Source organism: Moorena bouillonii PNG, assembly GCF_001942495.1.
GTDB classification, from domain to species: Bacteria; Cyanobacteriota; Cyanobacteriia; order Cyanobacteriales; family Coleofasciculaceae; genus Moorena; species Moorena bouillonii.
Genome location: NZ_MKZS01000001.1, coordinates 7,843,667 through 7,868,075 on the forward strand (window position 1 = coordinate 7,843,667; position 24,409 = coordinate 7,868,075).

A 24,409-nucleotide genomic window follows, 5' to 3' on the forward strand; every position below is an offset into this window, starting at 1 on the left:
GTGGGCAAATGGACATGATTGATGATCAAATTGTCAAACTATCATTATTTGCCCACCCTACCCCACTGAGTTATGGAAAGCTGACGGCACCTCAAGTAGCGTGAGCTTTTAGCTCACCGCTGACTGCTGAATGCTTATTTAGCAGGAGAATTAGCGATCGCTTTTGTAGGGTGGGCAAATGGACATGATTGATGATCAAATTGTCAAACTATCATTATTTGCCCACCCTACCCCACTAGAGCAAAGGGAACAAGGAATAGGGAACAGCGGATCTGGGAATAGGGAACAAAATTATTTCAATTCCTACACGGATTGCTATATCAGCGATCAGCTATCAGCGATCAGCGATCAGCTATAGCGATCCTAAATCATTGTCTTGATGCAGTCGCTCATGGGGGAAACCCCCTTTGGCCGACTGCATCGCTTGTAAAATCACTGGACTTTTTAAAAACTAGCTCCAACTCTTGTCACTTCTGCCTTCTGCCTTCTGCCTTCTGCCTTCTGCCTTCTGCCTTAAAGCTCTTGTCAGGTGGGCAAATTAGCCATGATTTCTAATCAAACCGACAACCGCTTGAATTTTGCCCACCCTACCATTGAAAAATCCTAACTTTTGTAGGGTCTGCAAATTAGCCATGATTTCTAATCAAACCGACAACCGCTTGAATTTTGCCCACCCTACCATTGAAAAATCCTAACTCAGTTTTGCCATTAGGCAAAACTGAGATGCACCCACCCCCTTTGGCCGACTGCCTCCCCTGTTCCCTTGCTGCATCGCTTATTCAATGTTCGGTGTAGCTTGCCCATAGGCCATAAGCACCTCAAGTAGCGTGAGCCTAGGGCGTGTTTTCAAAGTTTTCCGCAAGATTTAGATCCCCCCCAGCCCCCAGGGCTGTTTCATTGTCGATGTCAAAATTTTTTCTGAGGTTTTGAAACCGCCTTGGAGTAACGGGTTCACCCTTTTTTTTAAGAGTTAAGTATTTTAACCTAAAAAAGTCTTAAATTCTCTAAGCGCAAAAAGCTTGGGCAACGGAATAAAAAAGCGAATGATATCAACAAAACAAAAAGCGATCGCCGATACTGTAAAATAAAAGCGAACGCTATTTAATTATAAAAAGTTTATCTATGAATAGCCTAATTCAAGCTCTCAAAAAAGTCAAGGACTTTCGTAAACTCCAAGGACAACGACATCCTTTATGGAGGGTTTTATTAATTATTATTCTCGGACTCATGCAAGGATATACTGGGTATAGAGCTTTAGGAGATTTTGCTAGATTTAATCAAGACTTATTATTGAATACCTTAAATATTGTCCCGGAGAGAGTTCCTTCTTATTCAACCATTCGACGAGTGATGTTAGGAGTAGATTGTTCAAATTTATTGGATATTTTTAATCAGTGGGCAAGTCAATTTGCTTTTGATAAATCCTTAAGAGATTGGATAGCTATTGATGGAAAAACTTTAAGAAGTACTGTTGAAAATTATAACAATCATTATCAAAATTTTGTGGTAATCGTTTCTTTGTTTAGTCAGAAGTCAGGGGTAGTTTTAAATTTGACTAATTTTGAAAATAAGAAAAGTTCAGAAATTCACCAAGTCCAAGGAGCTATAAGAACTTTTACCCTTCAGAATCAAGTATTTACTCTCGATGCTCTCCACTGTCAAAAAGCAACCACTCAAGCTATTATTGACTCAAATAATCATTATACTATTGCCGTTAAAAAAAATCAAAAAACACTCTATAAGTCTCTAGAATATGTTAGTAATCATCAAACACCAATTACAGTTAATTGCACTATTGACAAGAGTCATGGCCGAGAAATTGAGCGCACTACTTACGTGTTTGAGCCTCCGGCTTATTTTTGCTTAGATTGGTGGGATGTAAAGAGTTTTATAAAAGTAGTTAGACAAGGAAAAAGAGGAAATGCTAATTATTATCATATTGCTTATTATATCAGTAGCTTGTCAGAAACGGCTAAAGTATTTGCTGATAAAATTAAAGGACACTGGGCAATCGAAAATAAATTGCATTGGATTAAAGATGTGATTTTACAGGAAGATCATTGTTCTTTTAATGACACTCAAGCTACTACTAACTTTTCTATTCTCAACACAGTAGCTCTGAATCTTTTCCGAATTTTGGGCTTCGACTCAATTACCCAAGCCCAAAGATGGCTTCGTAACAAGTGGTCTAGGCTTTGGGTTTTGTTAGAATGAAACAGCCCTGCCTTAAAAAAGGGGGGAGCCATTCTCAAAGTCCCCCTTTTTTAAGGGGGATTTAGGGGGATCTCCGAGGCAAGAAGACACGCCCTAGCCCATTAGCTGACAGCTGATCGCTGACGGCTGATAACTAAATGCTTACACCAAATTTAATTTTCGTTCCTTATATGAATATTCATTACTTTTTTTGAGATTAGCTTGTTAATAAAGTTTACATCTGCCATCCTGATCAATGATGTAGAATTTAGTTATGAATACAAACAAGAAAATTATACATCAAATTTTTCGGGATGGCGTTAGTCAGCGCGGACGCTTGCTAAGGGAACTCGAACCAGATTATGTTTCCGTAGATGAGCGCGATGTTTATGATTTACTCACCTTCGTACAAGAGTATGCCACAAAACTAAACTATTACGATGAGTCCAATCGGATAAATGGGGATTGGTCGAGTTTCTTTGCGGGAGATGTTGAGCAAATGGTTGCTTACATTAATAACCCGGAAAACTTCGCAGACGAGCCATCGACACAACGGCAATTAGCCCAACCTCATCTAGTTTTGTTGTTCACGTTTTTACAATTATTACGTTATCCTCAGCAACAGTTCAAGGCACTGACCCAAAGATATCTCGATTTTTACTATAAAGAGGTACTGCAGTTAAGGACAAAAGAGGAAGTTCCAGACAAGATTCATGGGATTTTTGAGCTGGCGCAAGGAGAAGAAGCCCATCTTATTAACAAGGGTACTTTGCTCAGCGCTGGACAAGATAGTCAAGGGGTTAATATTAACTATGCCACCGATGAAGATATAGTTGTTAATCAAGCTCAAGTAGCCAGCATCAAAACGTTATTTTTAGAAAAAAATTATATCGGTTTAGAAGAAATTCATAATCAAGATAATAAGAGCGATCAAAGTTTTGAAACTAGGCTGCGCTGGGCGGTTGGTAGCCCCAACCAAGGAGACAAACTTCCTGATTTTAATGGTGAATCTGTTGATATTGATTATCTCAAAGACACTATTTATCAAGGGATTAAAAATCCTGAACAAATCTCTGAAGAATAAGAAGAAAAGGATTCTATTGAAAATTATATTAAAAATCAACTATTTTTTGTCTCTACAGAAGATTTTAAGTATTGCTTTGATATCCATGATAGGCAAATAAATAAAGACAATCCAGAAGTAGAAGAACCTACAGAATTAGAATGGAACGAAGTTTATAAAATAATTGAAAAAGCCTACAGAAAAAAAATTACCATGGGGAGGCGTAATGCCTTAAAACAAAAGCGAGAACAGTCCGATTTCAAGAGCATGATGGAATGGGCTCTTGGTCATCCTAATCCTGGCGATCCTTTGCCGAAAATGCCTAATGGTTATACAACCCTCCAAGAGATAGTTGCTGATCTTGACCAAGAGCGAGTTATTAGATATGTCAAAGAAGAACTGTATCTGAGTGTGGCAGATTTCCGGAAGATTATGGAAATCCAAGCTACTACAGAAAATCCTGATTGGAAAGAAGTCTATCGCCTCGTTGAAAAAGCCCAAACCAAGAAAAGAAACTTTACTTACCCTCCCATTGGAAAAACCGAAATTAAAAATATCCATGGAAGTTCACTAGTTGACGCGGAAGAGGGACAAGTAACTAAAGCACAACGTTTTCAGACTTTTGGCAACATTACTCAAACCTCACAAAATTCCATCGGTTTTGCCGTTACTTCTCCCGTCTTGTTGTTGCAAGAAGGTACACGTAAGATTACCCTTACCTTCGCCTCTGAAGGAAACACTTTGAATCGGGATACTTTCCAAGAAATACTAAGTAGCGACCCTTTTGAGATTTACTTGAGTAGTGAAGCCCAATGGATACAACCTCAAGCTTTTGAAGCTAAAGTTGGCGATTTTATTGTTGAAGAACCACTAGACTATTATAGCAGTACAGAACTATCTCTGAGTTCCACTGCTTCGGACAACGATAACTTGACAAGCGTTTCTTTTAGTGAAGGCTCTGAACATACCTTTTCTGAGAGCGACGATGTAGGGCAACTTCTGGTTTGGAATGACGGCAAGATATTCAAGATTATAGGATTAGTCAGGGATAAAGAAGCTAATATACAGCAAATTGGTATCGGTAATTTTCCTCAAGAGGCTGTTAGTACTGACCAGATTAACCTCTATCGTAATTCTGCTATTTACCTCAACAGTTTACAGTTTCAGTTAACCCTCGATCCCACCCTACCTGCTATTTTGCCACCCAAACCAGATGAGTCAACTTTTTTCCTGGACACTCCCTATCCAGTGGTAAAAATTCTGTTGAAAGAAATATCATCAGCAGAAAATACCCAGGAAAAACTATATTACGATCAATTTAAATCGGTACGCTTAGAAAAAGTAAAGATACAAGTTAAAGTAGAAAATAGTCAAGATGTCCAACTGCGGAATGATAACTCAGTACTAAATCCCAAAATTCCTTTTCAACCCTTTGGCAATAATCCTAAAGTAGGTTCGGGGTTTTACTTCGCTAATCGAGAAATTAGCACCAAAAAATTAGATAGTCTTGCCATTAATATGGAGTGGATGGGACTTCCTAAAGACTTTGCCACCCATTATGAGGCATATTCAAGTACTGGGGTAATTACGGATGCAATTACTAATAACAGCTTTAAAGCCAGTTTGAAGCTTTTTAATAACCGAAGCAGGGTGGATTTTGAAAAAAATGACAAAGAAATATTTACAGAAAAAACAATTACAATTACCGGGACCGGAGAAAACCAAGAAGAAAAAACTATTTAAAAAAAAAATACTTCTTTGAGTTATCACAACTCCAATCTACAAGATGATTCATCATCTAATTCCCTTATAGATATAGATACAGATGATCCTTTTGAGCAAAATCGGTATTTCATACTGGAATTAGCAAGCCCAGATTTTGCATTTGCCCATGATTTATATCCGATAGTATTAAATAAGGTGACTTCTGCAACGGATAAAGACGTTGTAAAAGATAAAGATGGAACCAAAGTAAAAGATAAAGATGGAAAGGATATAAAAATCAAATCCCTGACGGTTTATCCCCCTTACACCCCGCAAGTTAAAGCCATCTCCCTCGACTATACCGCCTCAGAAGAGATTGACTTGCAAGCCTCCCAAAGCGAGCAGGAACCTAGTAAAATCTTCCAACTTAATCCCTTTGGCTATGCCGATATCCAAACTCTCAATCAAGACAACCAATATTATCTCTTACCGAACTATCAAGAACAAGGCACTTTATACATTGGTATCCGTAATCTGCAACCACCCCAAAACATTTCCATCCTCTTCCAAATGATACCGGGCAGTGGTAATGGGGAACTAATTCCGCCACAGATTCACTGGAGTTACTTGAGTGGTAATTCTTGGCAGAAATTTCAAGATACAGAAATGCTTTCCGATAGTACCAATGGGTTAGTCGATTCGGGGATTATCCGCTTGAGTATTCCAGACAAAGCCACCAGTCAGCATAACTTATTACCCAGTGGTTTACATTGGTTACGAGCCACCGTCACCGAAAACGCTGCTGCAATTCCTGATACTCTCGACATCAAAACCCAAGCTGTCAGGGCGACCTTTGTTAACCAGGGGAATGCAGCCGACCATTTAAGTAAACCCCTCGCAGCTAATTCCATTCAAGGATTTGTAACACGAGATCCCGCCATCAACACAGTACAACAGCCCTATAGTTCCTTTGGCGGTAAACCAAAAGAAGACAATCGCGCCTTCACCATGCGGGTGAGTGAAAGACTGCGCCATAAACAGAGGGCTATAACTGCCTGGGATTACGAACGTCTAGTATTGGAACATTTCCCCCAAATCTATAAGGTGAAATGTATCACCACAGTTACCTTGGCAACCACAATCCTGGTGATGCCAAGGTAACTGTGGTGGTAATTCCCGACGTGGCGAATACTGCGCCTTTCTTTCCCCTCGAACCCAAAGCACCTTCCTACTTACTAAAGGAAATCCAGGTATACCTGCAAAACTATACCTCACCGTTTGTGCAAATCGTGGTAAAAAATCCTCACTACGCACCCATTCAATACAAAGTGGGTATCCGTTTTCTCGCTGGATGTGACCAGGGGTACTATCTCAATCAACTCAATGAAGATATTAAACGCTTTTTGTCCCCGTGGGCCTATGAAGAACAAGCAGATATTACCTTTGGTAGTTCAATCCCTAATTCCTCAGTGATCCATTTTATTAAGAAAAGATCTTATGTAGATGATGTTGGCTATCTCAAATTAATTGAGCAAGTCGCCATCAAAGCTGGATCTGGCGGCAAGTCAGATATCTATTATCGGGTGATTCCGTCTAATCTTGCCCAGGTGCAACACCCGGATTCAATTTTGGTTTCTGCCCCTCAACATATTATCTACCTGATGGGCACAGAAAATTCTTATGATGAAGAGGATTTTGAGGGAATTGGTTATATGAGTATTGTTACTGATTTTGAGGTTATTTAAAAGGAGTTAAATATCATGGAACCCAAGAATAGATGTGACCTAAAAAAATTATTCAAGACAGGGGCAAAGCCTTCTCAACAGGATTTTGCCGACTTTATTGATTCCACCCTCAATATAAAAGAGGATGGCATAGAAAACCCGGCTGGGGCAGATACTCCCCTGAAGATTACCGCCCAGGGTGACGATGAGAAACTATTGGATTTTTATGCGGGTGATACGAAGACTTGGAGTATTAATCAAAAATCAGGAGATAAGCCAGGTTTAAATATAAAATATAATTCTGGAGATAGTAAGCTTTTTATTGACAGCAGTAATGGGAATGTGGGACTGAGTATCGATGATCCGCCGAAGGCGAAACTCCATATTCGCCAGACGTGTCATGAAGATGCTTTACGGATTGATGATCAGTTAAATAATACTACTCCTTTCGTTATTAAGAAAGATGGCAAGGTGGGGATTGGGACGGATTGTCCAAAGGCCAAGCTGGAAATTAAAGGAGATCAACCTGTCCTGAAGATTTGGGGTCAAGGAGATAATGATAATGCAACCATTCAATTGGGAGAATCGACCGCAGCAAACGGGGGTTTTGACCTTAAGTACATTGGCAGTTCAGAAAAAAAATTATATATAGAAAGCTATAGCAACTGCGTTTCAAAAGGAAAACATTTAACCATTGTAAGTGAATCAGGCAATGTGGGGATTGGGACGACCTGTCCAGATGCAAAACTAGAAGTTAAAGGAAATTTAAAGCTAGAGTACGGAGTAGCGGTGAATGCATTTTCTTGTGATGGTACTCTCGAAGGTTGTAGCGATATGGCCATACCAACGGAAAAAGCAATTAAAACCTATGCCGATACTAAAGCACTTCTCCATGGTTGTGTGAGTGAGGATTTTTCAGCAAAAAATCTAACTGTAAATGGAGTAATTAAACCAAGTGCGGGTAATAAAAAAAACAACGGTATTTTCTTTACTAAAGAACCGGATTATGGTAGTAAAGATGCTGCCTGGATCAGGTATTACCGTTGTGGAAATTCAGGAGAAAATACGACACTGGAGATAGGAACATCTAATGATTGTGACGATCATATTGCCTTAATGCCTCGAAAGGGCAATGTGGGGATTGGGACGACAAATCCAAGGGCTAAACTCTCTATAAATGGCGGTTTGCACGTTGGTGGTGATTCCGATCCAGGGGATAAAAACCTACGGGTAGATGGCTGTACAACCACAAATGAATTATCTGTCTCAGGAAGTCTTAGCTTTGATACACCGACAAGACAGATAATTAACATGTGTAATAATAATTACGGGATAGGGATACAGCATGGCACTCAATATTTCCGCACTGACAATAATTTTGCTTGGTACAAAGGTGGTACTCATGATAACAATGAACTGAACCCTGGTACTGACGGAATAGTACAGATGGTTATCAAAGATTGCCATGTGGGGATTGGGACGATAGATCCAGGGGCAAAACTAGAAGTGAAGGGCAATCTCAAGCTACTAAAGGGAGTAGCGGTGAATGAATTTTCTTGTGATGGTAGTCTCGAAGATAATAGCGATTGTGCAATACCAACGGAGAAAGCAATTAAAACCTATGCCGATACTAAAGCGCTTCTCCATGGTTCTGTGAATCAGGATTTTTCAGCAAAAAACCTAACTGTAAATGGAGCGATACAACTAAGTTGTGGTGATGCTGCCTGGATCAGATATTACGGTCGAGGAGGTGAACGAGAAGCAAAGACACTGGAGATTGGAACATCTAATCATTGTCACGATCATATTGTTTTAATGCCTGGAAAAGGCAATGTGGGGATTGGGACAAGCAATCCAACTCACAAGTTTCATGTCCTAGCATCAGATGCAGTAGGCTTATTTCAATCTTGCACTAACCTAGCCTTCTTAGAACTTTCCACCAACGAAGGATTGAAGAATCGGGTAGAAATTGCCAATAAACCTGGTGGGCGATTGAGCTTTTCTACAGCAGAAGCGTGTGATGTATTCAACCTCACCAAAGATGGTAATGTGGGGATTGGGACGACAAATCCAGGGGCAAAACTAGAAGTGAAGGGCAATCTCAAGCTACAACAGGGAGTAGCGGTGAATGAATTTTCTTGTGATGGTACTCTCGAAGGTAATAGCGATCGGGCAATACCAACGGAGAAAGCAATTAAAACCTATGTAGACACAAAAACATGTCTTTCTGGTTCTCAGAGTCAGGATTTTTCAGTAAAAAACCTAACTGTAACTGGAGCGATACAACTAAGTTGTGGTGATGCTGCCTGGATCAGATATTACCGTCGAGGATGCGAACCAGAGGCAAGGACACTGGAGATTGGAACATCTAATCATTGTGACGATCATATTGCCTTAATGCCTGGAAAGGGCAATGTGGGGATTGGTACGGATAGTCCAGAGGCAAAGCTGGATGTGTCAGGACAAATTAAAGGTGGCGGGGTTTTGGCTGGAATATGGGCAGCCCAACCAGATACTGATGTTTCTATCACATCCACGGGGTGGGAATATGTTTCCGATACATCAGTTACTTTCACCCTAGATAGAAAAGCAATAATTTTTTGTACCTATTCAATTAATGTCCAACCAGATGGAAATTGTGAAGGTGGTAATCTCGTTGCAACAAGGCTAGTCGTGGACGGTAATGGCTGTCGCCAATCTGGTTCGCACTTTCAACCCCATAGCCCTAATCATCCTAATGTGAATTTGAATGGCAATCTCGTCTTGCCGCTTCAGACAGGTCAGCATACCGTTAAGCTCCAGTGGAAGAAAGTTGGCGACAATGTTGCAAGGTGGAATAGCAACCCATCATGCCTAGATGGCTTCGGTGGCGGAAGAACACTTGTGGTCATGGCATTTTACTTACCAATAATAGGTGTTTAGTGCGATCGCCGATATTGTAGGGTGCGTTAGCGGTAGCGTAACGCACCATCTCCAAATTTCAACCGAACCTGAATCTAAAAGTTAAAGGAACATCAAACAACAACTGTAGCGTAACGCACCATCTCCAAATTTCAACCGAACCTGAATCTAAAAGTTAAAGGAACATCAAACAACAACTGTAGCGTAACGCACCATCTCCAAATTTCAACCGAACCTGAATCTAAAAGTTAAAGGAACATCAAACAACAACTGTAGCGTAACGCACCATCTCCAAATTTCAACCGAACCTGAATCTAAAAGTTAAAGGAACATCAAACAACAACTGTAGCGTAACGCACCATCTCCAAATTTCAACCGAACCTGAATCTAAAAGCCAAAGGAACATGAAACAACAACTGGAGAAACGTCTAGCCGAACTCAAAACAGTTGGTAGGCACTGCCCACCCTACATGAACCAAGTGAGATCGCTCATGCTATAATCAAAACACCTAATAGTAAACGAGGAAAATTGTAATGAAAAATAAAGTCATAGATGTGACAGATCTAAGTCCGAAACAGATTGCTATGCTTGAAGAAATTATTGCTGCTTTTAAGGCGGTTTCTCAACAGAATAGTTTTTCACAAGATATAAGTAAAAAAGAATACAAAGAGAAAGAAGACTTGAAGCAACTTCATCAAGAGTTTGATTGGTTGGTTGCTGACCTTGGTGTAAAAGAACCACTTACTAGAAGTAATGTCTATGGCATCGAATAAGAAAATAAAACGGTATTTAGACACTAACATTCTGGTATATTAAATTGATTTAAGTAAGGATAATAGGCAAAAACATCGGGCAGCTTTATAAATTTTAAGACCTAGTCAAAGAGAAGTTATCTGTCTGTATTATCAGTGCGATCGCCGCTCTTGTAGGGTGCGTTAGCGGTAGCGTAACGCACCATCTACAAATTTAAACCGAACCTGAATCTAAAAGCCAAAGGAACATGAAACAACAACTATAAAAACGTTTATCCGAACTCAAAACCGAATTTGCATCATGACAAAAACTTCTAACCGATTTAGAAACCAAACAAGCTAATGTTCGTAAAACCTTACTCCCCATCCAAGGAGCAATTCCAAAAGAGCAATCTTTAATCAGAGTAGAGCAATGATTACCTTAGCTAAATGGTCAATTGAAGACTATCATCACATGATTGCAGCAGGTATCCTCAGTGAGCGTCATGTGGAATTACTAGAGGGAAAAATTATTGAAATGTCACCAGAGGGACCATTGCATCGGAAAATCAACGATTCTATGGCAGACTATTTGCGGGAAAAGCTCCGAGGTTGCGCCAAAATCTACGAATCACATCCAGTTACCCTTCCTGATTCTGAACCAGAACCAGATATTGCTGTTGTTAAATTGCCAGTTTCATTGTATGACAATCGTCACCCTTCTGCCGAGGAAATTTACTTATTGATAGAAATATCTGACACTACCTTGGAAAAAGACTTAGAACAGAAGCGAATTGCCTATGCTCATGCTGGTATATTAGAATATTGGGTTGTAGATTTAAAAGCTCAACAACTGATCGTGTTTCAGCAACCATCAGGGGATAGTTATCAAATCAAACAAACCAAAGCCTATGGAACTTTGTATCCAGTTGCTTTTCCCCATGTTGAAGTGTCAGTGGAAAAGTTAATATCAAAAACTATCTGATATATAGCAATTCTCATAGCTATGAGATATACAATTTATGGATTGTAGGGAACAGGGAACAGGGAACAGGGAACAGGGAATACAGAAGAGGGAATAGAGAAGAGGGATGCGCTGCATCAAAACAGGGAATCAACGTCAAAGAAGACTGTACCTCATAACTGCGATAAACGCTATAATATACTATAGCGGTTTTAATAGTAACGAAGTACAGAGGATTTTTTACCACTTCCGACTTCCCTCTTCTTTCTTCCCTACTCCCTACTCCCTACTCCCTACTCCCTAAAACCCAATAATTTGCACCTCACCCAATTTAAAACTGCTGTATTGTAACCCATCCTCGTCAACAAGGAACATGAAAGAACAACTAGAAAAACGCCTAAACCAACTAAAAGCCGAATTTGCATCAGGACAAAAAGTCCTAGCCGATTTAGAAGCCAAACAAGCAAATGTTCGTGAAACATTACTCCGCATCCAAGGAGCAATTCAGGTATTATAAGAAGAGCTAACTAAACAGAATAGTGCTACCTCTAAATCAGACAATTTGCAAGGATTAGAAACCGAGGCTTTAGCAACACACCCTCAGAACAAGGATTAAATGCTGTAGGATCAGGGATGAAGATATTTTATAGATTTCTGTGAGCGAAACCGTCTACATTGAAACCAGTATAATAGGATTTATCCACTATTTGTACACCTTATGAATTAATGGTAGAATAAAAATGTGGAGAGATTAAATTCTAGAAGAGATCTACAGAATTCGAGAGGAACACGCTAGAACTTTCAATTACGATTTGAAAGCCATCTGTGATGACTTACGGAAACGACAAACGGCAAGCAACAGAAAAATTATTTCCAAACCCCTTAGGCGACCGGATTTACCTTTAATGTCCCAAGAAGGCTCACGCTCTATCTGATAGGAAAGCATAGTCGATTGCAGCTCAGGCTGTGCAATAGCATCAACAAAAACCCAGAAAGCCAAAAAATGGCTTATGCCTTCCCATTATTGCGCTGTAGCTACCCTGCGGGAAGCTGCTCAACGAGCATCATAGGTACACGCTCCATTGTACCTGATATAGCGGTCTTCAAATGGGCACGAATTCCCTGTTCCCTGTCCCCAACTTTTGTAAGAAGTCTACTCTAACGTTTATCGTAGCTATGAGGTACACATTATTTTTTACCTCTTCCCTATTCCCTATTCCCTATTCCCTATTCCCTATTCCCTGCTCCCTGCTCCCTGCTCCCTGCTCCCTGCTCCCTAAAACCCAGAAATTTGTACCTCACAAGTCGTAGAATTGCTATATCATGACTAAAAACCTTACCATCTCCAACGCCCCCCCAGAAAATCCTGGCATGAATTTCGCCTTATTGCGACAAGAAGGAATCAAGCACATCGAACGCCTAGGGGGGAAACTGTGGACAGACTACAATACCCACGATCCCGGTATTACTATCCTAGAACAACTTTGCTATGCCATCACGGATTTAAGCTATCGCCTTGACTTCGAGATGAAAGACTTGCTTGCGCCTGCTCCTAAAGAAAATAGGAAACAGTTTTTCACCGCCAGAGAAATCCTCACCGTTAATCCCCTCACAATTAATGATTATCGCAAACTGCTAATCGACATCGATGGTGTTAAAAATGCATGGGTTAAACCCATTAAGAATTCACAACCCCCAATTTATTACGATTCCCTTCTTCATACCTTAACTTTTGAAGCTTCTAAACGCACTCAGCAAGTCAACTTAAATGGACTTTATCGGGTACTAATCGAAAAAGACAAAAATGTCTCTGACGAAGGGAGTCTCATCGAAAAAGTAAAATCTAAACTTAATCAGCATCGAAATTTGTGTGAAGATTTTGCTTCAGTCGAAATTTTACCCATTGAAGAAATCACCATCAAAGCCGAGATGGAAATTGAAGAAGGATTTGAGGTGAATGAATTAATGGCACAGATATATTTGGACTTAGATAATTTTATTTCTCCTCACCTACAATTTTTAACCTTAAAAGAACTACTGGATCAAGGCAAAACTCCTGAAGCAATCTTTGATGGTGTCCCCCTGGAACATGGCTTCATTGACGATGAAAAACTTGATAGTTTTATCAAGAAAGACCAACTGCACACCTCTGACATAATTCGGATTATTTTAGATATTCCAGGGATAAAAACTGTTATAATAATTACTATTTCAAGCGACAATTCATCTGAATTAGAAGAAACGGCGTTAGCATTAGAGCCTAATCTAACACCCCAACTCAAAGATATAGATGGCTTGACAAGTAACATTACCTTTTACAAAGGACAAATTCCGTGCAATCTGAACCTGAATAAAGCTAAAATTTATCTGAAATCCTTACAACAAAAAAACACAAAAACATCATCAAGCACACAAACAAAAGATATCCCCATCCCAGTGGGACAATACCGAGAATTATCTGACTATGAATCAATCCAAAATGATTTTCCTGCTACTTACGGTATTGGAGAAATAGGTTTACCGGCTTCCGCATCTCCCAAACGCAAGGCTCAAGCCAAGCAGCTACAAGCTTATTTAATGTTTTTTGACCAACTTTTAGCTAACTATTTTGCTCAATTAGATCATGCTAAAGATTTATTCTCTTTTCAAACTAAGAACAATACAACCTACTTTTACCAGGAACTTTATAGCATTCCAGGTGCGCCAGAAATCCTCAACTTTGAGCAAAATTCACCAGAAGATCAATGGAATGATATTGATAAGATAATAAAAAACCGTTTCCTAGATCATTTAATGGCACAGTTTTGTGAAAAGTTCACAGATTATTCTTTACTTTTATATGAATCAATTCTGGATGAAAAACTGATTGATGATAAAATTAGTTTCTTACAAAATTATCCCCAAATTAGCGCTGGGAGGGGTAAAGCCTTTAATTACACTGATTCCAGTCAGGTTTGGGATACAGAAAACGTATCGGGACTAAAACAAAGAATTTGTAGTTTACTAGGAATTCCTTACCATCGAAAAACTTTGGCTCTCTGCAATGAATCGGATGAAACCGAAGGTTTCCATATAGTCGAACATATTTTACTTCGTCCTCGCAGCAGTAACGACCCCGACTCAGACGAGAATTTTTCAGAATTTAAATCAAACACAGATTCAAACACAGATTCAAACACAATAGATCCTTACTCTTTCCAACTCAGTTTTGTATTCCCTGATTGGCTGCCTCGCTTTCGAGAAAAAAACTTTAAACAGCTAATTTATAACATTATCAGTGCGGAAATACCAGCCCATATAACTCCTTATTTCCACTGGTTAAATAAAACAAAAATGCGAAAGTTTGAAACGGCTTACACTCACTGGTTAAATACAATTGTAGATAAAAATGCGACACCTGATACTCTTAAGAGTACGACTAATAACCTAATAGAAGCCTTAGAAATTGGTCGTGTTGGTATAACATCATTTAGCGTCCTTGGATATATGACTATCCGTTCTAATGATCTAAATGTACACACAGACACAGATTTTAGAGTGATTTAATTAAAGCCTTTGGAAGTGAAGCAACAACGACATATTATCAAAAAACAGATTATAGAACTTAATTTAAGTTCACAGCAAGGTGCTTTTGAACTGCAAAATGAGGTAAGTAGACTATATCGCTATAAAGTCCTCCCCCTGATTGATAATTTATTTAATCAGTTCAGCGATTTAGATACAATACATCGAATTAATACCCTAGAAATAGACCTAGGCAATATCGATATCAATAATCTAGAACAGGAATTGATTGACAAAATCATAGAACAAATTCAACAGCAATTAGGAGAACAAATTAGCCACTCAACTTCCAGTTTTTCAACACAGCCACAACCTAAGACTGAGTTGGGTGAGTCTTCACCACTGCTTGCTAGAACAGAGGGAGAGACGGGGGAAAATATAGAAGTAAATAAAATTACCTCTGTAAGTTCAACGAGCTATCAAAGACTATCTGATCAAATTGGCAAATCAGAGATTGCTAGTAAAAGAGCTTTACAACTAGAGGTTTTTAGCTACTTTATCCAAACAGGGATGCTACCCTGGTGGGCAGAAAACTTAAGTAAACAAGAGCTAGAAGACTATTGCGATCGCCTGATCACCAATTCCCCAAATCAGGTCAAGTCTATTGTTCAGCAAAGCTTAAAAAATCCCAAGCAATTGCAGCGCCTTATTTACCAATTTTCCGATTCAATACTCCTCAAAATAGCCGGATTGTTGACTGGGGATTCAGTCCCGTTTATTGCCGACTATAATACAGACATAAAACCGGTCTTGGCACAGCTAGAGCAGACGAGAAATATTCCGGCAGCCAAATTGCGATTAGAAATATGGCAAGGAATACTTTTCAGTATCTCCTCAAATAGTAATACTCAAGTAGATAAGCTCAAGTTAATCCAAGAAAATTTATTACACATTGCCACCAGTAATCGGATTAACTATCCTGAGTTTTTAAAGAATCTTGTTGCCAAGATAGAGCATCTAGTCAGAGAAGGAAAAGGATTTAAAAGCACACTTCCAGAAATCTTAGATAGAATCCAAATCCCTAGCCAAGAGACACAGTTAATTAGAGCAGAAGCAAGAGCTTCACAGCTAGAGATTTTAAGGGACTTTATCCAAACCGGTATACTACCGGAAAACTTCAGCAAACAAGAGCTAGAAGACTATTGCGATCGCCTGCTCACCAATTACCCAAATCAGGTCAAGTCTATTGTTCAGCAAAGTCTAAAAAATCCCAAGCATTTGCAGCGCCTTATTTACCAATTTTCCGATTCAACACTCCTCAAAATAGCCGGATTATTTACTGGGGATTCAGTCCCGTTTATTGCCGACTATAATACAGACATAAAACCGGTCTTGGAACAGCTAGAGCAGACGAGAAATATTCCGGCAGCCAAATTACGATTGGAGAGATGGCAAGGACTATTGTTCAGTATCTGCTCAGATAGTAAGACTCAAGTAGATAAGTTTAGATTAATCCAAGACAATTTATTACATATTGCCACCAGTAATCGGATTAACTATCCTGATTTTATCAATAGTATTGTTGCCAAGATAGAGCATCTAGTCAGAGCAGGAAAAGGATTTAAAAGCACACTTCCAGAAATCTTAGATAGAATCCAAATCCCCAGCCAAGAGACACAGTTGATTAGAGCAGAAGCAAGAGCTTCACAACTAGAGATTTTTAGCGACTTTATCCAAACAGGTATACTCCCCGAAAATGTCAGCAAACAAGAGCTAGAACAATATTGCGATCGCCTGATCACCAATTCCCCAAATCAGATCAAGTCTATTGTTAAGCTTTGCTTCAAAAATCCCAAGCAATTGCAGGGTGTTATTTACCAATTTTCCGATTCAACACTCCTCAAAATAGCCGGATTATTTACTGGGGATTCAGTCCAGTTTATTGCCGACTATAATACAGACATAAAACCGGTTTTGGAACAGCTAGAGCAGACCATAAATATTCCAGCAGCCAAATTGCGATTGGAGAGATGGCAAGGAATACTTTTCAGTATCTCCTCAGAGAGTAAGACTAAAGTAGATAACTTCAAGTTAATCGAAGACAATTTATTACATATTGCCACTAGTAATCGGATTAACTATCCTGAGTTTTTAAAGAATATTGTTGCCAAGATAGAGCATCTAGTCAGACAAGGAAAAAGATTTAAAAGTCAACTTCCAGAAATCTTAGATAGAATCCAAATTCCTAGCCAAGAGACACAGTTGATTAAAGAAAGGGAACAACTGGAACACCTATTAATGGAATTGCAACACCTTGATTTCAATAGCCAGATATTACCCCAACATAAACAGCAAATTAATCAACTTAAGACTGAAATAGAAATATTACTAAATGAAATCAATAATCCTGCCCAAGTCCAAAGGTCATCAGACCTGATTACACGCTTCAAACAACTACAGAAAAGTATTCAAACTCTTAAACTCAACATCCAACAAGAACTCAAGTCTAATCAAACCAGATTTCCAGATACTGTCAATACTTTTAGTGACTCTGATGAAATCTATATTTACAATGGGGGATTAATTTTGCTATGGCCATTTCTGACTCGCTTCTTTGTCAAAATAGGATTGGTACAAGATAAGATTTTTATTAATACCATATCTGCTGAACGAGCAGCCCTTTTACTCCAGTATTTAGTTGATAACTCAACAGAAATACCAGAACACAGTTTACCTCTTAATAAAATACTATGCGGTATAGATTTATTAGAACCTATAGACACCAATTTAGAAATCACCCCACAAGAACGAGCAGAATGTGAAAACTTATTATATGCTGTGATTCAAAATTGGTCTATTTTGAAAAATACATCAATAGAAGGATTTAGAAAAGCTTTTTTGCAGAGAAACGGTATTGTGAGAGTTCGTGATGGTAGTTGGCTGCTACAGGTTGAACGTGAAACCTACGATATTTTACTAGATAGAATTCCTTGGAGCATACGAGTTGTTAAGCTGCCGTGGATGGATAATATTTTATATGTAGAGTGGTAAGCTGTAGGGAACAGGGAACAGGGAATAGGGAACAGGGAACAGGGAATAGGTAATAGGTAATAACCAATTTAAATGCGCGACAGCTTAGCAGGGTAGTTAATATCAAACAAATAAGCATTCAGCTGATAGCTGAATGCTTAAAAAGCTGACTAACTTTTACTTTTTACTAATCAACCTTCAACCTTCAACCTCTTAACCTTCAACCTCTTAACCTTCAACCTCTTAACCTTCAACCTTCAACCTCTTAACCTTCAACCTTCAACCTCTTAACCTTCAATCCCCAGTAATCGACAAACCATCAACCCAGATTTTTGGACACACTCCACCAGAGGTAAACTCAGGCTCTTTTTCCACATAAATAATGGATTTCAGCAGTTCCCGAAAATCTCCGGCTACGGTTGCGGAATCAATACTAGTTAATTCTCCTTTATTCACCATCCAACCATCAAAGGGTAGAGAAAAGGAACCTTCGAGTGCTTTAACTCCCGCATGAAGCGCATTCACCTCATCAATCCAAATCACATTTTCGGCTTGCTCCAAGCTGTATTCTTGTTCAGCAGATTGACCAGGAAAAACATGATAGAAATTAGGGCTAACTGTAACTTTTGCCCCCATATTGGCATGACCTGTTGGTTGAGCATTCAGGCGTTTGGCGCTGCCAGCACTGTGCAGAAAATTGCTTAACACCCCTTCTGTAATTATCGGTACTCGACGAGTAGGTGTTCCTTCTCCATCAAAATAGACCGGTGCTACATTCTTTGGATGTAGCTCATCATCACAAACAGAAAGCAGAGGAGAAGCAATTTGAGTACCTAGAGACTCGGGAGTCGAGAGGCTTTGCTTGTCTAGAATATTCTGAGCATTAAATAAATTAGAAAAAGCATTCAGTAGACTCAGGAAAGCTTCGGGAGAGAACACTACCCGATATTTTCCGGACTTAACTTTCTCATAGTTCAAGTGACTGATGGTTTTCTCAGCAGCTTCTTGCAGACAAGTCTGAATATCCAGAGTTTCTAAACCTTGACTAATCTTATAGGCACCAGCACTACGGGGCTTTTTCCCTTCTTCCTCAGTTTTGGTATAAAGATAAATGGAAGCCGAGGAACTAGCTTGCTGGCGCAATGCCCCATCACTATTGAGATAAAAGCGCTCAACATCCCGTTGAGATAGTCCATTGTAAGGAACTCCGGCAATAGCTGAGTGAGCGTCCAGTAACTTTTTCTCTGAATCCAGTAGGGTTTCTACTAATTTAGATACTGGCTGTTGAGGCACTTGATTATTGGGAATCTCTGGAATCGATACTGTTGACTCAGAGCTAAAGTCTGGGGCGTTTTCCTTCACCCCAAAACTACTCGCCTCATAAGCGGTTTTTAAGGCTAGTTCCAGCCCAGTTGGGTTGGTATCGGTAGTTGAAGTAATGCCTACTTTCTGGTCTTGATTCCAAACCCGTACAGTTACACCAGACCGATTAGATGCCTCAACCTGTTTTGGCTCACCCTGGTCTACTTGAACACCAGCTTCATCTACTGCAGAGCCATAAATATCGAATTTTTCAATTCCCAGGCGTTTTGCGATCGCATTCGCCGAATCAGCTATCTCATTAATCTTGGTCATGTTATCTTAAATTTTGAATGTTGGGTTAACAAAAAAAAGAGGCATGATATCAAATCCGGTTAATCGCTTCGGATTCAGCTTAATTGTTAGTTAATTGTTAATTTACTAACAACCAAGAATGATAAGTCTTCAACCGGAGATGATAGTCTAACACTAGTCCCAAAGCCTGGCTGCTGGGGTAACTTACCGTCCACCAACCGTAATCGAATCTACCTTGATATGAGGTTGACCGACGGTTACATAAACACTGCCGCTAATGGAACCACAGAAACCAGCGGCTAATCCTAAGTCTTTGGAACACATGGAAATCTTATTCATAATTTCCTTAGCTTCCCCAATCAGAATTGCCCCTTTCAGCGGTTTAGTGAGTTTGCCATTTTCAATCAAATAGGCTTCATCGACACCAAAATTAAATTCCCCAGTAGCACCAACACTACCACCGCCCATCCGCTTGCAGTAAATGCCTTTATCGATAGAAGCAAATAAATCCTCTACCTCGTAATCACCAGGAGCAATGTAGGTATTGCGCATCCGTGAAGCAGCAGCATAGGCATAATTCTGACGGCGGCCACTACCTGTTCTGGGGTGTCCAGTCAGCTGAGACCCTGCCCGGTCGGCGATAAAATTCTTCAGTATGCCATTTTCTATCAACAGAGTTCTTTGGGCTGGCATGCCCTCATCATCCATATCAATGGTTCCAAAGGCATTGTCAGATAACCCTTCATCCCAGGCAGTAAGGCTTTCGTTAGCAATCTTCTCGCCTTTTTTGTCAGCAAACGGAGTAGTTTTCCGCTCAATCTGGGTCGTTTCCAACAGGTGTCCACAGGCTTCATGGAAAATTACCCCACCAAAGGAATTCGCCATGATAATGGGGTAAGTACCAGACTCTACGTAATCCGCATAGAGCATCTTACCAGCAGATTCAGCAACTTCCTCAGCAGTAGCATTATAATCCCAGGCTCTTAGAAACTCTGGGTTACCGGTACTACCAGCACGCTTGCCAATCGAAGAGCGATGGTCACCATCAGCACATAGTAGGTTATATCCCACAGACTGAGTTAAACGAATATCTCTGGCAAAGGTGCCATCACTAGCTGCCACCAAAACTTCCTGCCAATCCCGGAAATAAATAGCCCGTCGGGATTGGACATGGCTAGCCTTGCGCTGGAGTGCCCCATTGGCATCCAGGAGTACTTCTCCCATTTCTGCCATCGAACTGCAACCGGATAGCCAAGTGTCTTTGCCTTTAGCAGTAGCGTAATCCCGCAACAGTTCCAGGTTAGTTTCTGGGATAAAGGCATTAGGGGTAGGTAATTCCAGCCCTTGAATAGACAGGGCTTTCTCCAAAGCCGCTTTTAGCCCCGAAAAGGATAGGTCATTAGTGCTAACATAGCAATCTGACTTACCCCGAAACACTCGGATACCAGCACCAGAGGAAAGGCGGGGAGAAATGCTAGTAATGGCATCATCTTCCGCAAGACAGCTGATGTAGTTGACCCGTTCTAGGAAAAACTCAATGAAATCAGCACCAGCTGCTCGTCCTAATCCCAGGAGGGTGGAAAGGGGAGCTCTCCAGCTTTCATCAAAGCTTGAGGATGTGGATTGGTATTCCAGAGTAGGTAGTTCTTTGGATAGAAGTAGGGTTGGGGGCATAGATAATTTCCTTATCCTTTGGATATATATCCTTTTGATGATGGGTTTTATATCTGCCAGTCTAGCAAAATCCTCAAAAGTTGGTTGAATCTGGTTCTATACTATGGGGGATGAGCTTTCTTGATTTAAAATTATTCATCTCTTACTTAATTTCAGATTATTTTTATGAATACTAAAGGATTTCACCATGTAGCGATTATTTGCTCAGATTATGAAAAATCGAAGCAGTTTTATGTGGATATTTTAGGGTTTTCGATTATTGAAGAAACCTTACGAGCTGCGAGAAAGTCTTATAAATTGGATTTACAAGTGGGTGATGGGGATAGGATTGAGTTATTTTCCTTTCCTAATCCTCCTGAACGAGTTAGTCGTCCTGAAGCTTGCGGATTGAGACATTTAGCATTTCAAGTAGATGATATTCAAGCGTCGGTGAATTATCTCAAATCCAAGGGTGTGGATGTAGAAAGGATTAGAATTGATGAGCATACTGGGAAGCGATTTACGTTTTTTCAAGACCCAGATGGATTGCCGTTAGAAATGTATGAAAGTTAAATGGAATCGGGAATCGGGAATCGGGAATCGGGAATCGGGAATCGGGAATCGGGAATCGGGAGCAGGGAGCAGGGAGCAGTGTATTCATAATAGTAACCCACCCCTAACCCCTCCCAGGATGGGAAGTGAAAATATTGTATAATTTCCTAAGAAGTAAAATTTTCAAGGAAACTAAAGAAAATGTCTTGGGATAGCTACATCGATAATCTAAGAGGTTGTCTGAGAAGTCTCATTTGCTACATCCAAGCCCCCGTTGGTCCCCCGAGCGAGCAATCCCTCGGTCGGGGGACTTTTAGAAGCAAATTGACTCTTCCCCCAAAGTTGGGGGGCTAGGGGGGCAAAATTCAGTATCAAAAAACTTTTCAGATATCCTCTAATTGGACAATCTAAAGACGCTAATGGAAGGTAACAAAATAAGTATAGCGGTTTTTACCCTAATGAGGTACACATAATTTTTTACTTCTTCCCTCTTTTGACTTTACTGCTCCCTGCTCCCTGTTCCCTGTTCCCTGTTCCCTAAAACCCAAAAACTCCTTACTAGCTTGAGAACAGCTATGACTAAAACAAGTGATCTATATTCTCTGTATGATGTTGATAATGAAAAATGGTTATTAGAAACTCTGAAACTCCTAAAAGAAAAACGACTAGGAAATCTCGACATAGAGCATTTAATTGAGGAATTAGAAGGATTGAGTCGTCGAGATAAATTAACAGTTGAAAGTTTTTTAGAACAAATTATCCGACATTTATTACTCCTGAACTATTGGCAAGAGCAATATGACTATAACGCGAACCATTGGCAAGCGGAAATTATGAGCTTTAGAACCCAACTGGACGAGTATTTAACTAAAAATCTCCGCAATCATTTACAAGAAAATCAAGCCAAAGTTTATAAAAAAGCCTTAAAATATGTCAGAAAAAAAACCGCTATGATGATTCAATTTCCTGAAGACTGTCCCTATGCTCTCGAACAATTATTAGATCAAGATTGGCTGCCTTAGTCAGCGCTCAGCAGTCAGCGGTCAGCTTTGTGGCATAGGCTTTGGCCTTGGCCAAAAGGCCACGCGGGGCGCGTTTGGCCACGCTGTGCGAACGACACTGAAACTTTCCTCAAATTAAAGGAATGCTTACCTCTTTTATTCTTAACGGTTTCCTCATCAACCGTGCCCATAGCGCATAAGCACCTCAAGTACCGTGGCACAGGCTTTGGCCTTGGCCAAAAGGCCACGCGGGGCGCGTTTGGCCACGCTGTGCGAACGAGGCTGGGACTAACCCATTAGCTGATAACTGAATGCTTACGATTGTTTTGCCTTGAGGACTAGAGGTCAATGAAAAAAACTCCTCTGGATAATTGAGGAGCGATCACCTATAAAAACCGATTAAAATTTTAACGTTTTGCTGTTGATATGCGTTACTTCAATTTACGTTTGAGAGCTGACCCAAAACCAAGAGAACCAGTAATAAGCAGACCTAAGACAGAAGCAGGTTCAGGCACAGGTGTTGTACATCCAAAACATGTAATCTCGAAATCAAAAGCACCATCACCTCCATCATTAGGACCACTTATAAAATTAGTAACGATGGCTGTGTATTCGCCAGTTCCAGGCAAAGTTAAGGTTACTACAGCACGAGGATCTGCAAATGGTCCCGGATTAGGAATTTCATCATCAGCAAACTCTAGAAAGCCTGGGTCACCCCGATCAATATTTACATTAAATCCGCTAGCAAAGTCGGAAGTATCCTCGAAAAGACCTTCAAAAACCCAGAGAGCTGGATCTAAATCTTGCTCTATGCGGAGTGCTTCGATTGTAACTACATCTCCTTGATTGCCGAAAAAGTTAAAAAAACGACCTGTGGACTGGTCACTAAAAAAACCACTACTAGAAATAGCATCAAACTCAGGGATTCCGTCTTGTAAAGTCCCTTGGTAGGTGATAGATGCGGCGTCAGCTGGTGCAGCGGCAATCCCAGCGCCAGCAATGACACTGAGGGCGATAGCGCTGTAGGTAAGGGGATTGGTGACTTTGTTGTTTATCAAACTATTAAGCATGATGATCATCTCCTGACAATTGACAGTTACTGATTCCCAAAAAAATCACAAAAATGCCTCTGTTAGTAGCGATAAAAAACCTGATTAGTCAACGCTACTAAATTGTGATTTTATTGATAATCCGTTTATTAATTAACCGGTCAGTTCATCTAAAAATCAAGCAGATCAAGCCAATTAGTTAACCCATCTCGATCCCAAGACTCACGCGAGCACCATGAACTGACCTATCTAATACAGATAGTTTTAAGCTGGATTTAAGTAATTAGGATTTAAATCAACTATTGGTATTGATGGCTTACTTGTCTCCAATCAAAATTTTATATCTAACTCAGATAAAATTTATAAATTTCACGGAAAACTCACTAAACCTTTAACTATATAAAGCTTTGATAAAAAATTTTTTGATGAGATAAAATTAGATAGTTTTGCTCTCCTAGACTGATTCTAGTAAATGAGTAGTTTAAATCAGCTTAAGCCCTTAAATAGCAAGGGATTCAACAAAGGGATGCATGGCTACTCCCTACTCCCATCAACCCAGGACGAAGTACCTCACCCAATTCAGAAACGCTATACTATGTTTACATCTCAAGTAAAAATGCTATAGATCACAAATTAACCATTAGTAGCAAGTTGCTGTTAAAGAAGTCATACCACCCACATCAAGGTCTGTCTAGATTTGAGATTAGCGTTCGCGAAGCGGTTCC

The 24,409-nt window shown here is 39.9% G+C and carries 20 protein-coding genes and 1 pseudogene; 18 read left to right on the forward strand and 3 right to left on the reverse strand.

The window, feature by feature from the left end:
* The first annotated feature begins 178 nt into the window (after nt 1-178).
* From BJP37_RS32000 to BJP37_RS32060, 16 genes and pseudogenes are all read left to right on the forward strand, one after another.
* Nucleotides 179-358 (forward strand): hypothetical protein, encoded by a 180-nt coding sequence (locus BJP37_RS32000; protein ID WP_075905040.1) that lies wholly within the window; start codon nt 179-181, stop codon nt 356-358.
* Nucleotides 359-1,122: 764 nt separating this feature from the next.
* Nucleotides 1,123-2,214, forward strand: a complete 1,092-nt coding sequence (locus tag BJP37_RS32005) for an ISAs1 family transposase (protein WP_075905042.1) — start codon at nt 1,123-1,125, stop codon at nt 2,212-2,214.
* A gap of 253 nt (nt 2,215-2,467) precedes the next feature.
* Nucleotides 2,468-3,277 carry a baseplate J/gp47 family protein gene (locus BJP37_RS32010; protein WP_075905044.1) on the forward strand — a complete coding sequence of 270 codons (810 nt, stop codon included), beginning with the start codon at nt 2,468-2,470 and terminating at the stop codon, nt 3,275-3,277.
* A 192-nt stretch (nt 3,278-3,469) separates the two neighbouring features.
* Entirely contained in the window at nt 3,470-4,999 is a 1,530-nt protein-coding gene (locus BJP37_RS32015; protein WP_075905046.1) for a baseplate J/gp47 family protein, read from the forward strand.
* Between the two features lie 15 nt (nt 5,000-5,014).
* A complete protein-coding gene (locus BJP37_RS32020) occupies nt 5,015-6,121 on the forward strand; it encodes a baseplate J/gp47 family protein (protein WP_075905048.1) in 1,107 nt (368 codons plus the stop codon).
* Nucleotides 6,070-6,705 carry a baseplate J/gp47 family protein gene (locus tag BJP37_RS32025; RefSeq protein WP_143727897.1) on the forward strand — a complete coding sequence of 212 codons (636 nt, stop codon included), beginning with the start codon at nt 6,070-6,072 and terminating at the stop codon, nt 6,703-6,705. Before BJP37_RS32020 ends, BJP37_RS32025 begins: the two co-directional genes overlap by 52 nt.
* 15 nt (nt 6,706-6,720) lie before the next feature.
* Nucleotides 6,721-9,606: a hypothetical protein gene (locus BJP37_RS32030; RefSeq protein WP_075905052.1), complete on the forward strand. Its 2,886-nt coding sequence runs from the start codon at nt 6,721-6,723 to the stop codon at nt 9,604-9,606.
* Nucleotides 9,607-10,119: 513 nt separating this feature from the next.
* A complete protein-coding gene (locus BJP37_RS32035; protein WP_075905054.1) occupies nt 10,120-10,359 on the forward strand; it encodes a hypothetical protein in 240 nt (79 codons plus the stop codon).
* Between the two features lie 391 nt (nt 10,360-10,750).
* On the forward strand, nt 10,751-11,302 hold the full coding sequence (locus BJP37_RS32040; RefSeq protein ID WP_075905056.1) for a Uma2 family endonuclease: 552 nt from the start codon (nt 10,751-10,753) through the stop codon (nt 11,300-11,302).
* Between the two features lie 106 nt (nt 11,303-11,408).
* Nucleotides 11,409-11,585: a hypothetical protein gene (locus tag BJP37_RS40445; RefSeq protein WP_158069858.1), complete on the forward strand. Its 177-nt coding sequence runs from the start codon at nt 11,409-11,411 to the stop codon at nt 11,583-11,585.
* Nucleotides 11,586-11,654: 69 nt separating this feature from the next.
* Entirely contained in the window at nt 11,655-11,798 is a 144-nt protein-coding gene (locus tag BJP37_RS41800; protein WP_198954369.1) for a hypothetical protein, read from the forward strand.
* Between the two features lie 238 nt (nt 11,799-12,036).
* Nucleotides 12,037-12,216, forward strand: coding sequence for a hypothetical protein (locus BJP37_RS45260; protein WP_438941547.1), 180 nt, complete (start codon nt 12,037-12,039; stop codon nt 12,214-12,216).
* Nucleotides 12,213-12,404, forward strand: a pseudogene (locus BJP37_RS45265) (Uma2 family endonuclease); the annotation flags it as partial. The gene BJP37_RS45260 and the pseudogene BJP37_RS45265, both read left to right, overlap by 4 nt.
* Nucleotides 12,405-12,457: 53 nt before the next feature.
* Complete coding sequence (locus BJP37_RS44115; RefSeq protein ID WP_269087100.1) at nt 12,458-12,592, forward strand: hypothetical protein; 135 nt, start codon at nt 12,458-12,460, stop codon at nt 12,590-12,592.
* A 216-nt stretch (nt 12,593-12,808) separates the two neighbouring features.
* On the forward strand, nt 12,809-14,827 hold the full coding sequence (locus tag BJP37_RS32055; protein ID WP_143727899.1) for a baseplate wedge protein: 2,019 nt from the start codon (nt 12,809-12,811) through the stop codon (nt 14,825-14,827).
* Nucleotides 14,828-14,842: 15 nt separating this feature from the next.
* A complete protein-coding gene (locus BJP37_RS32060; RefSeq protein ID WP_143727900.1) occupies nt 14,843-17,836 on the forward strand; it encodes a contractile injection system tape measure protein in 2,994 nt (997 codons plus the stop codon).
* Nucleotides 17,837-18,109: 273 nt separating this feature from the next.
* Here BJP37_RS32060 and BJP37_RS32065 read toward each other — a convergent pair whose 3' ends face one another.
* The gene (locus BJP37_RS32065; protein ID WP_075905062.1) at nt 18,110-19,450 is read right to left on the reverse strand and encodes a TldD/PmbA family protein; all 1,341 of its coding nucleotides are present in this window, start codon (nt 19,448-19,450) and stop codon (nt 18,110-18,112) included.
* Nucleotides 19,451-19,633: 183 nt separating this feature from the next.
* Entirely contained in the window at nt 19,634-21,103 is a 1,470-nt protein-coding gene (locus BJP37_RS32070; protein WP_075905064.1) for a TldD/PmbA family protein, read from the reverse strand.
* Nucleotides 21,104-21,268: 165 nt separating this feature from the next.
* Between BJP37_RS32070 and gloA2 the strand changes: the two genes are divergently transcribed.
* Entirely contained in the window at nt 21,269-21,655 is a 387-nt protein-coding gene (gloA2, locus tag BJP37_RS32075) for an SMU1112c/YaeR family gloxylase I-like metalloprotein (RefSeq protein WP_075905066.1), read from the forward strand.
* Between the two features lie 554 nt (nt 21,656-22,209).
* A complete protein-coding gene (locus tag BJP37_RS32080; protein WP_075905068.1) occupies nt 22,210-22,656 on the forward strand; it encodes a DUF29 domain-containing protein in 447 nt (148 codons plus the stop codon).
* A 410-nt stretch (nt 22,657-23,066) separates the two neighbouring features.
* Here the strand turns inward: BJP37_RS32080 and BJP37_RS41805 are convergent, their stop codons facing one another.
* Entirely contained in the window at nt 23,067-23,705 is a 639-nt protein-coding gene (locus BJP37_RS41805) for a PEP-CTERM sorting domain-containing protein (protein ID WP_075905070.1), read from the reverse strand.
* Nucleotides 23,706-24,409 lie beyond the last annotated feature (704 nt).

Coding starts and splice junctions, on each gene's coding strand:
- BJP37_RS41800 (WP_198954369.1), top strand. CDS start 11,655: ATGAAAGAACAACTAGAAAAACGCCTAAACCAACTAAAAGCCGAATTT.
- BJP37_RS32080 (WP_075905068.1), top strand. CDS start 22,210: ATGACTAAAACAAGTGATCTATATTCTCTGTATGATGTTGATAATGAA.
- BJP37_RS32040 (WP_075905056.1), top strand. CDS start 10,751: ATGATTACCTTAGCTAAATGGTCAATTGAAGACTATCATCACATGATT.
- gloA2 (WP_075905066.1), top strand. CDS start 21,269: ATGAATACTAAAGGATTTCACCATGTAGCGATTATTTGCTCAGATTAT.
- BJP37_RS32065 (WP_075905062.1), bottom strand. CDS start 19,450: ATGACCAAGATTAATGAGATAGCTGATTCGGCGAATGCGATCGCAAAA.
- BJP37_RS32000 (WP_075905040.1), top strand. CDS start 179: ATGGACATGATTGATGATCAAATTGTCAAACTATCATTATTTGCCCAC.
- BJP37_RS41805 (WP_075905070.1), bottom strand. CDS start 23,705: ATGCTTAATAGTTTGATAAACAACAAAGTCACCAATCCCCTTACCTAC.
- BJP37_RS32070 (WP_075905064.1), bottom strand. CDS start 21,103: ATGCCCCCAACCCTACTTCTATCCAAAGAACTACCTACTCTGGAATAC.
- BJP37_RS32030 (WP_075905052.1), top strand. CDS start 6,721: ATGGAACCCAAGAATAGATGTGACCTAAAAAAATTATTCAAGACAGGG.
- BJP37_RS32035 (WP_075905054.1), top strand. CDS start 10,120: ATGAAAAATAAAGTCATAGATGTGACAGATCTAAGTCCGAAACAGATT.
- BJP37_RS40445 (WP_158069858.1), top strand. CDS start 11,409: ATGCGCTGCATCAAAACAGGGAATCAACGTCAAAGAAGACTGTACCTC.
- BJP37_RS32010 (WP_075905044.1), top strand. CDS start 2,468: ATGAATACAAACAAGAAAATTATACATCAAATTTTTCGGGATGGCGTT.
- BJP37_RS44115 (WP_269087100.1), top strand. CDS start 12,458: ATGAGGTACACATTATTTTTTACCTCTTCCCTATTCCCTATTCCCTAT.
- BJP37_RS32055 (WP_143727899.1), top strand. CDS start 12,809: ATGAAAGACTTGCTTGCGCCTGCTCCTAAAGAAAATAGGAAACAGTTT.
- BJP37_RS32005 (WP_075905042.1), top strand. CDS start 1,123: ATGAATAGCCTAATTCAAGCTCTCAAAAAAGTCAAGGACTTTCGTAAA.
- BJP37_RS32015 (WP_075905046.1), top strand. CDS start 3,470: ATGGGGAGGCGTAATGCCTTAAAACAAAAGCGAGAACAGTCCGATTTC.
- BJP37_RS32025 (WP_143727897.1), top strand. CDS start 6,070: ATGTATCACCACAGTTACCTTGGCAACCACAATCCTGGTGATGCCAAG.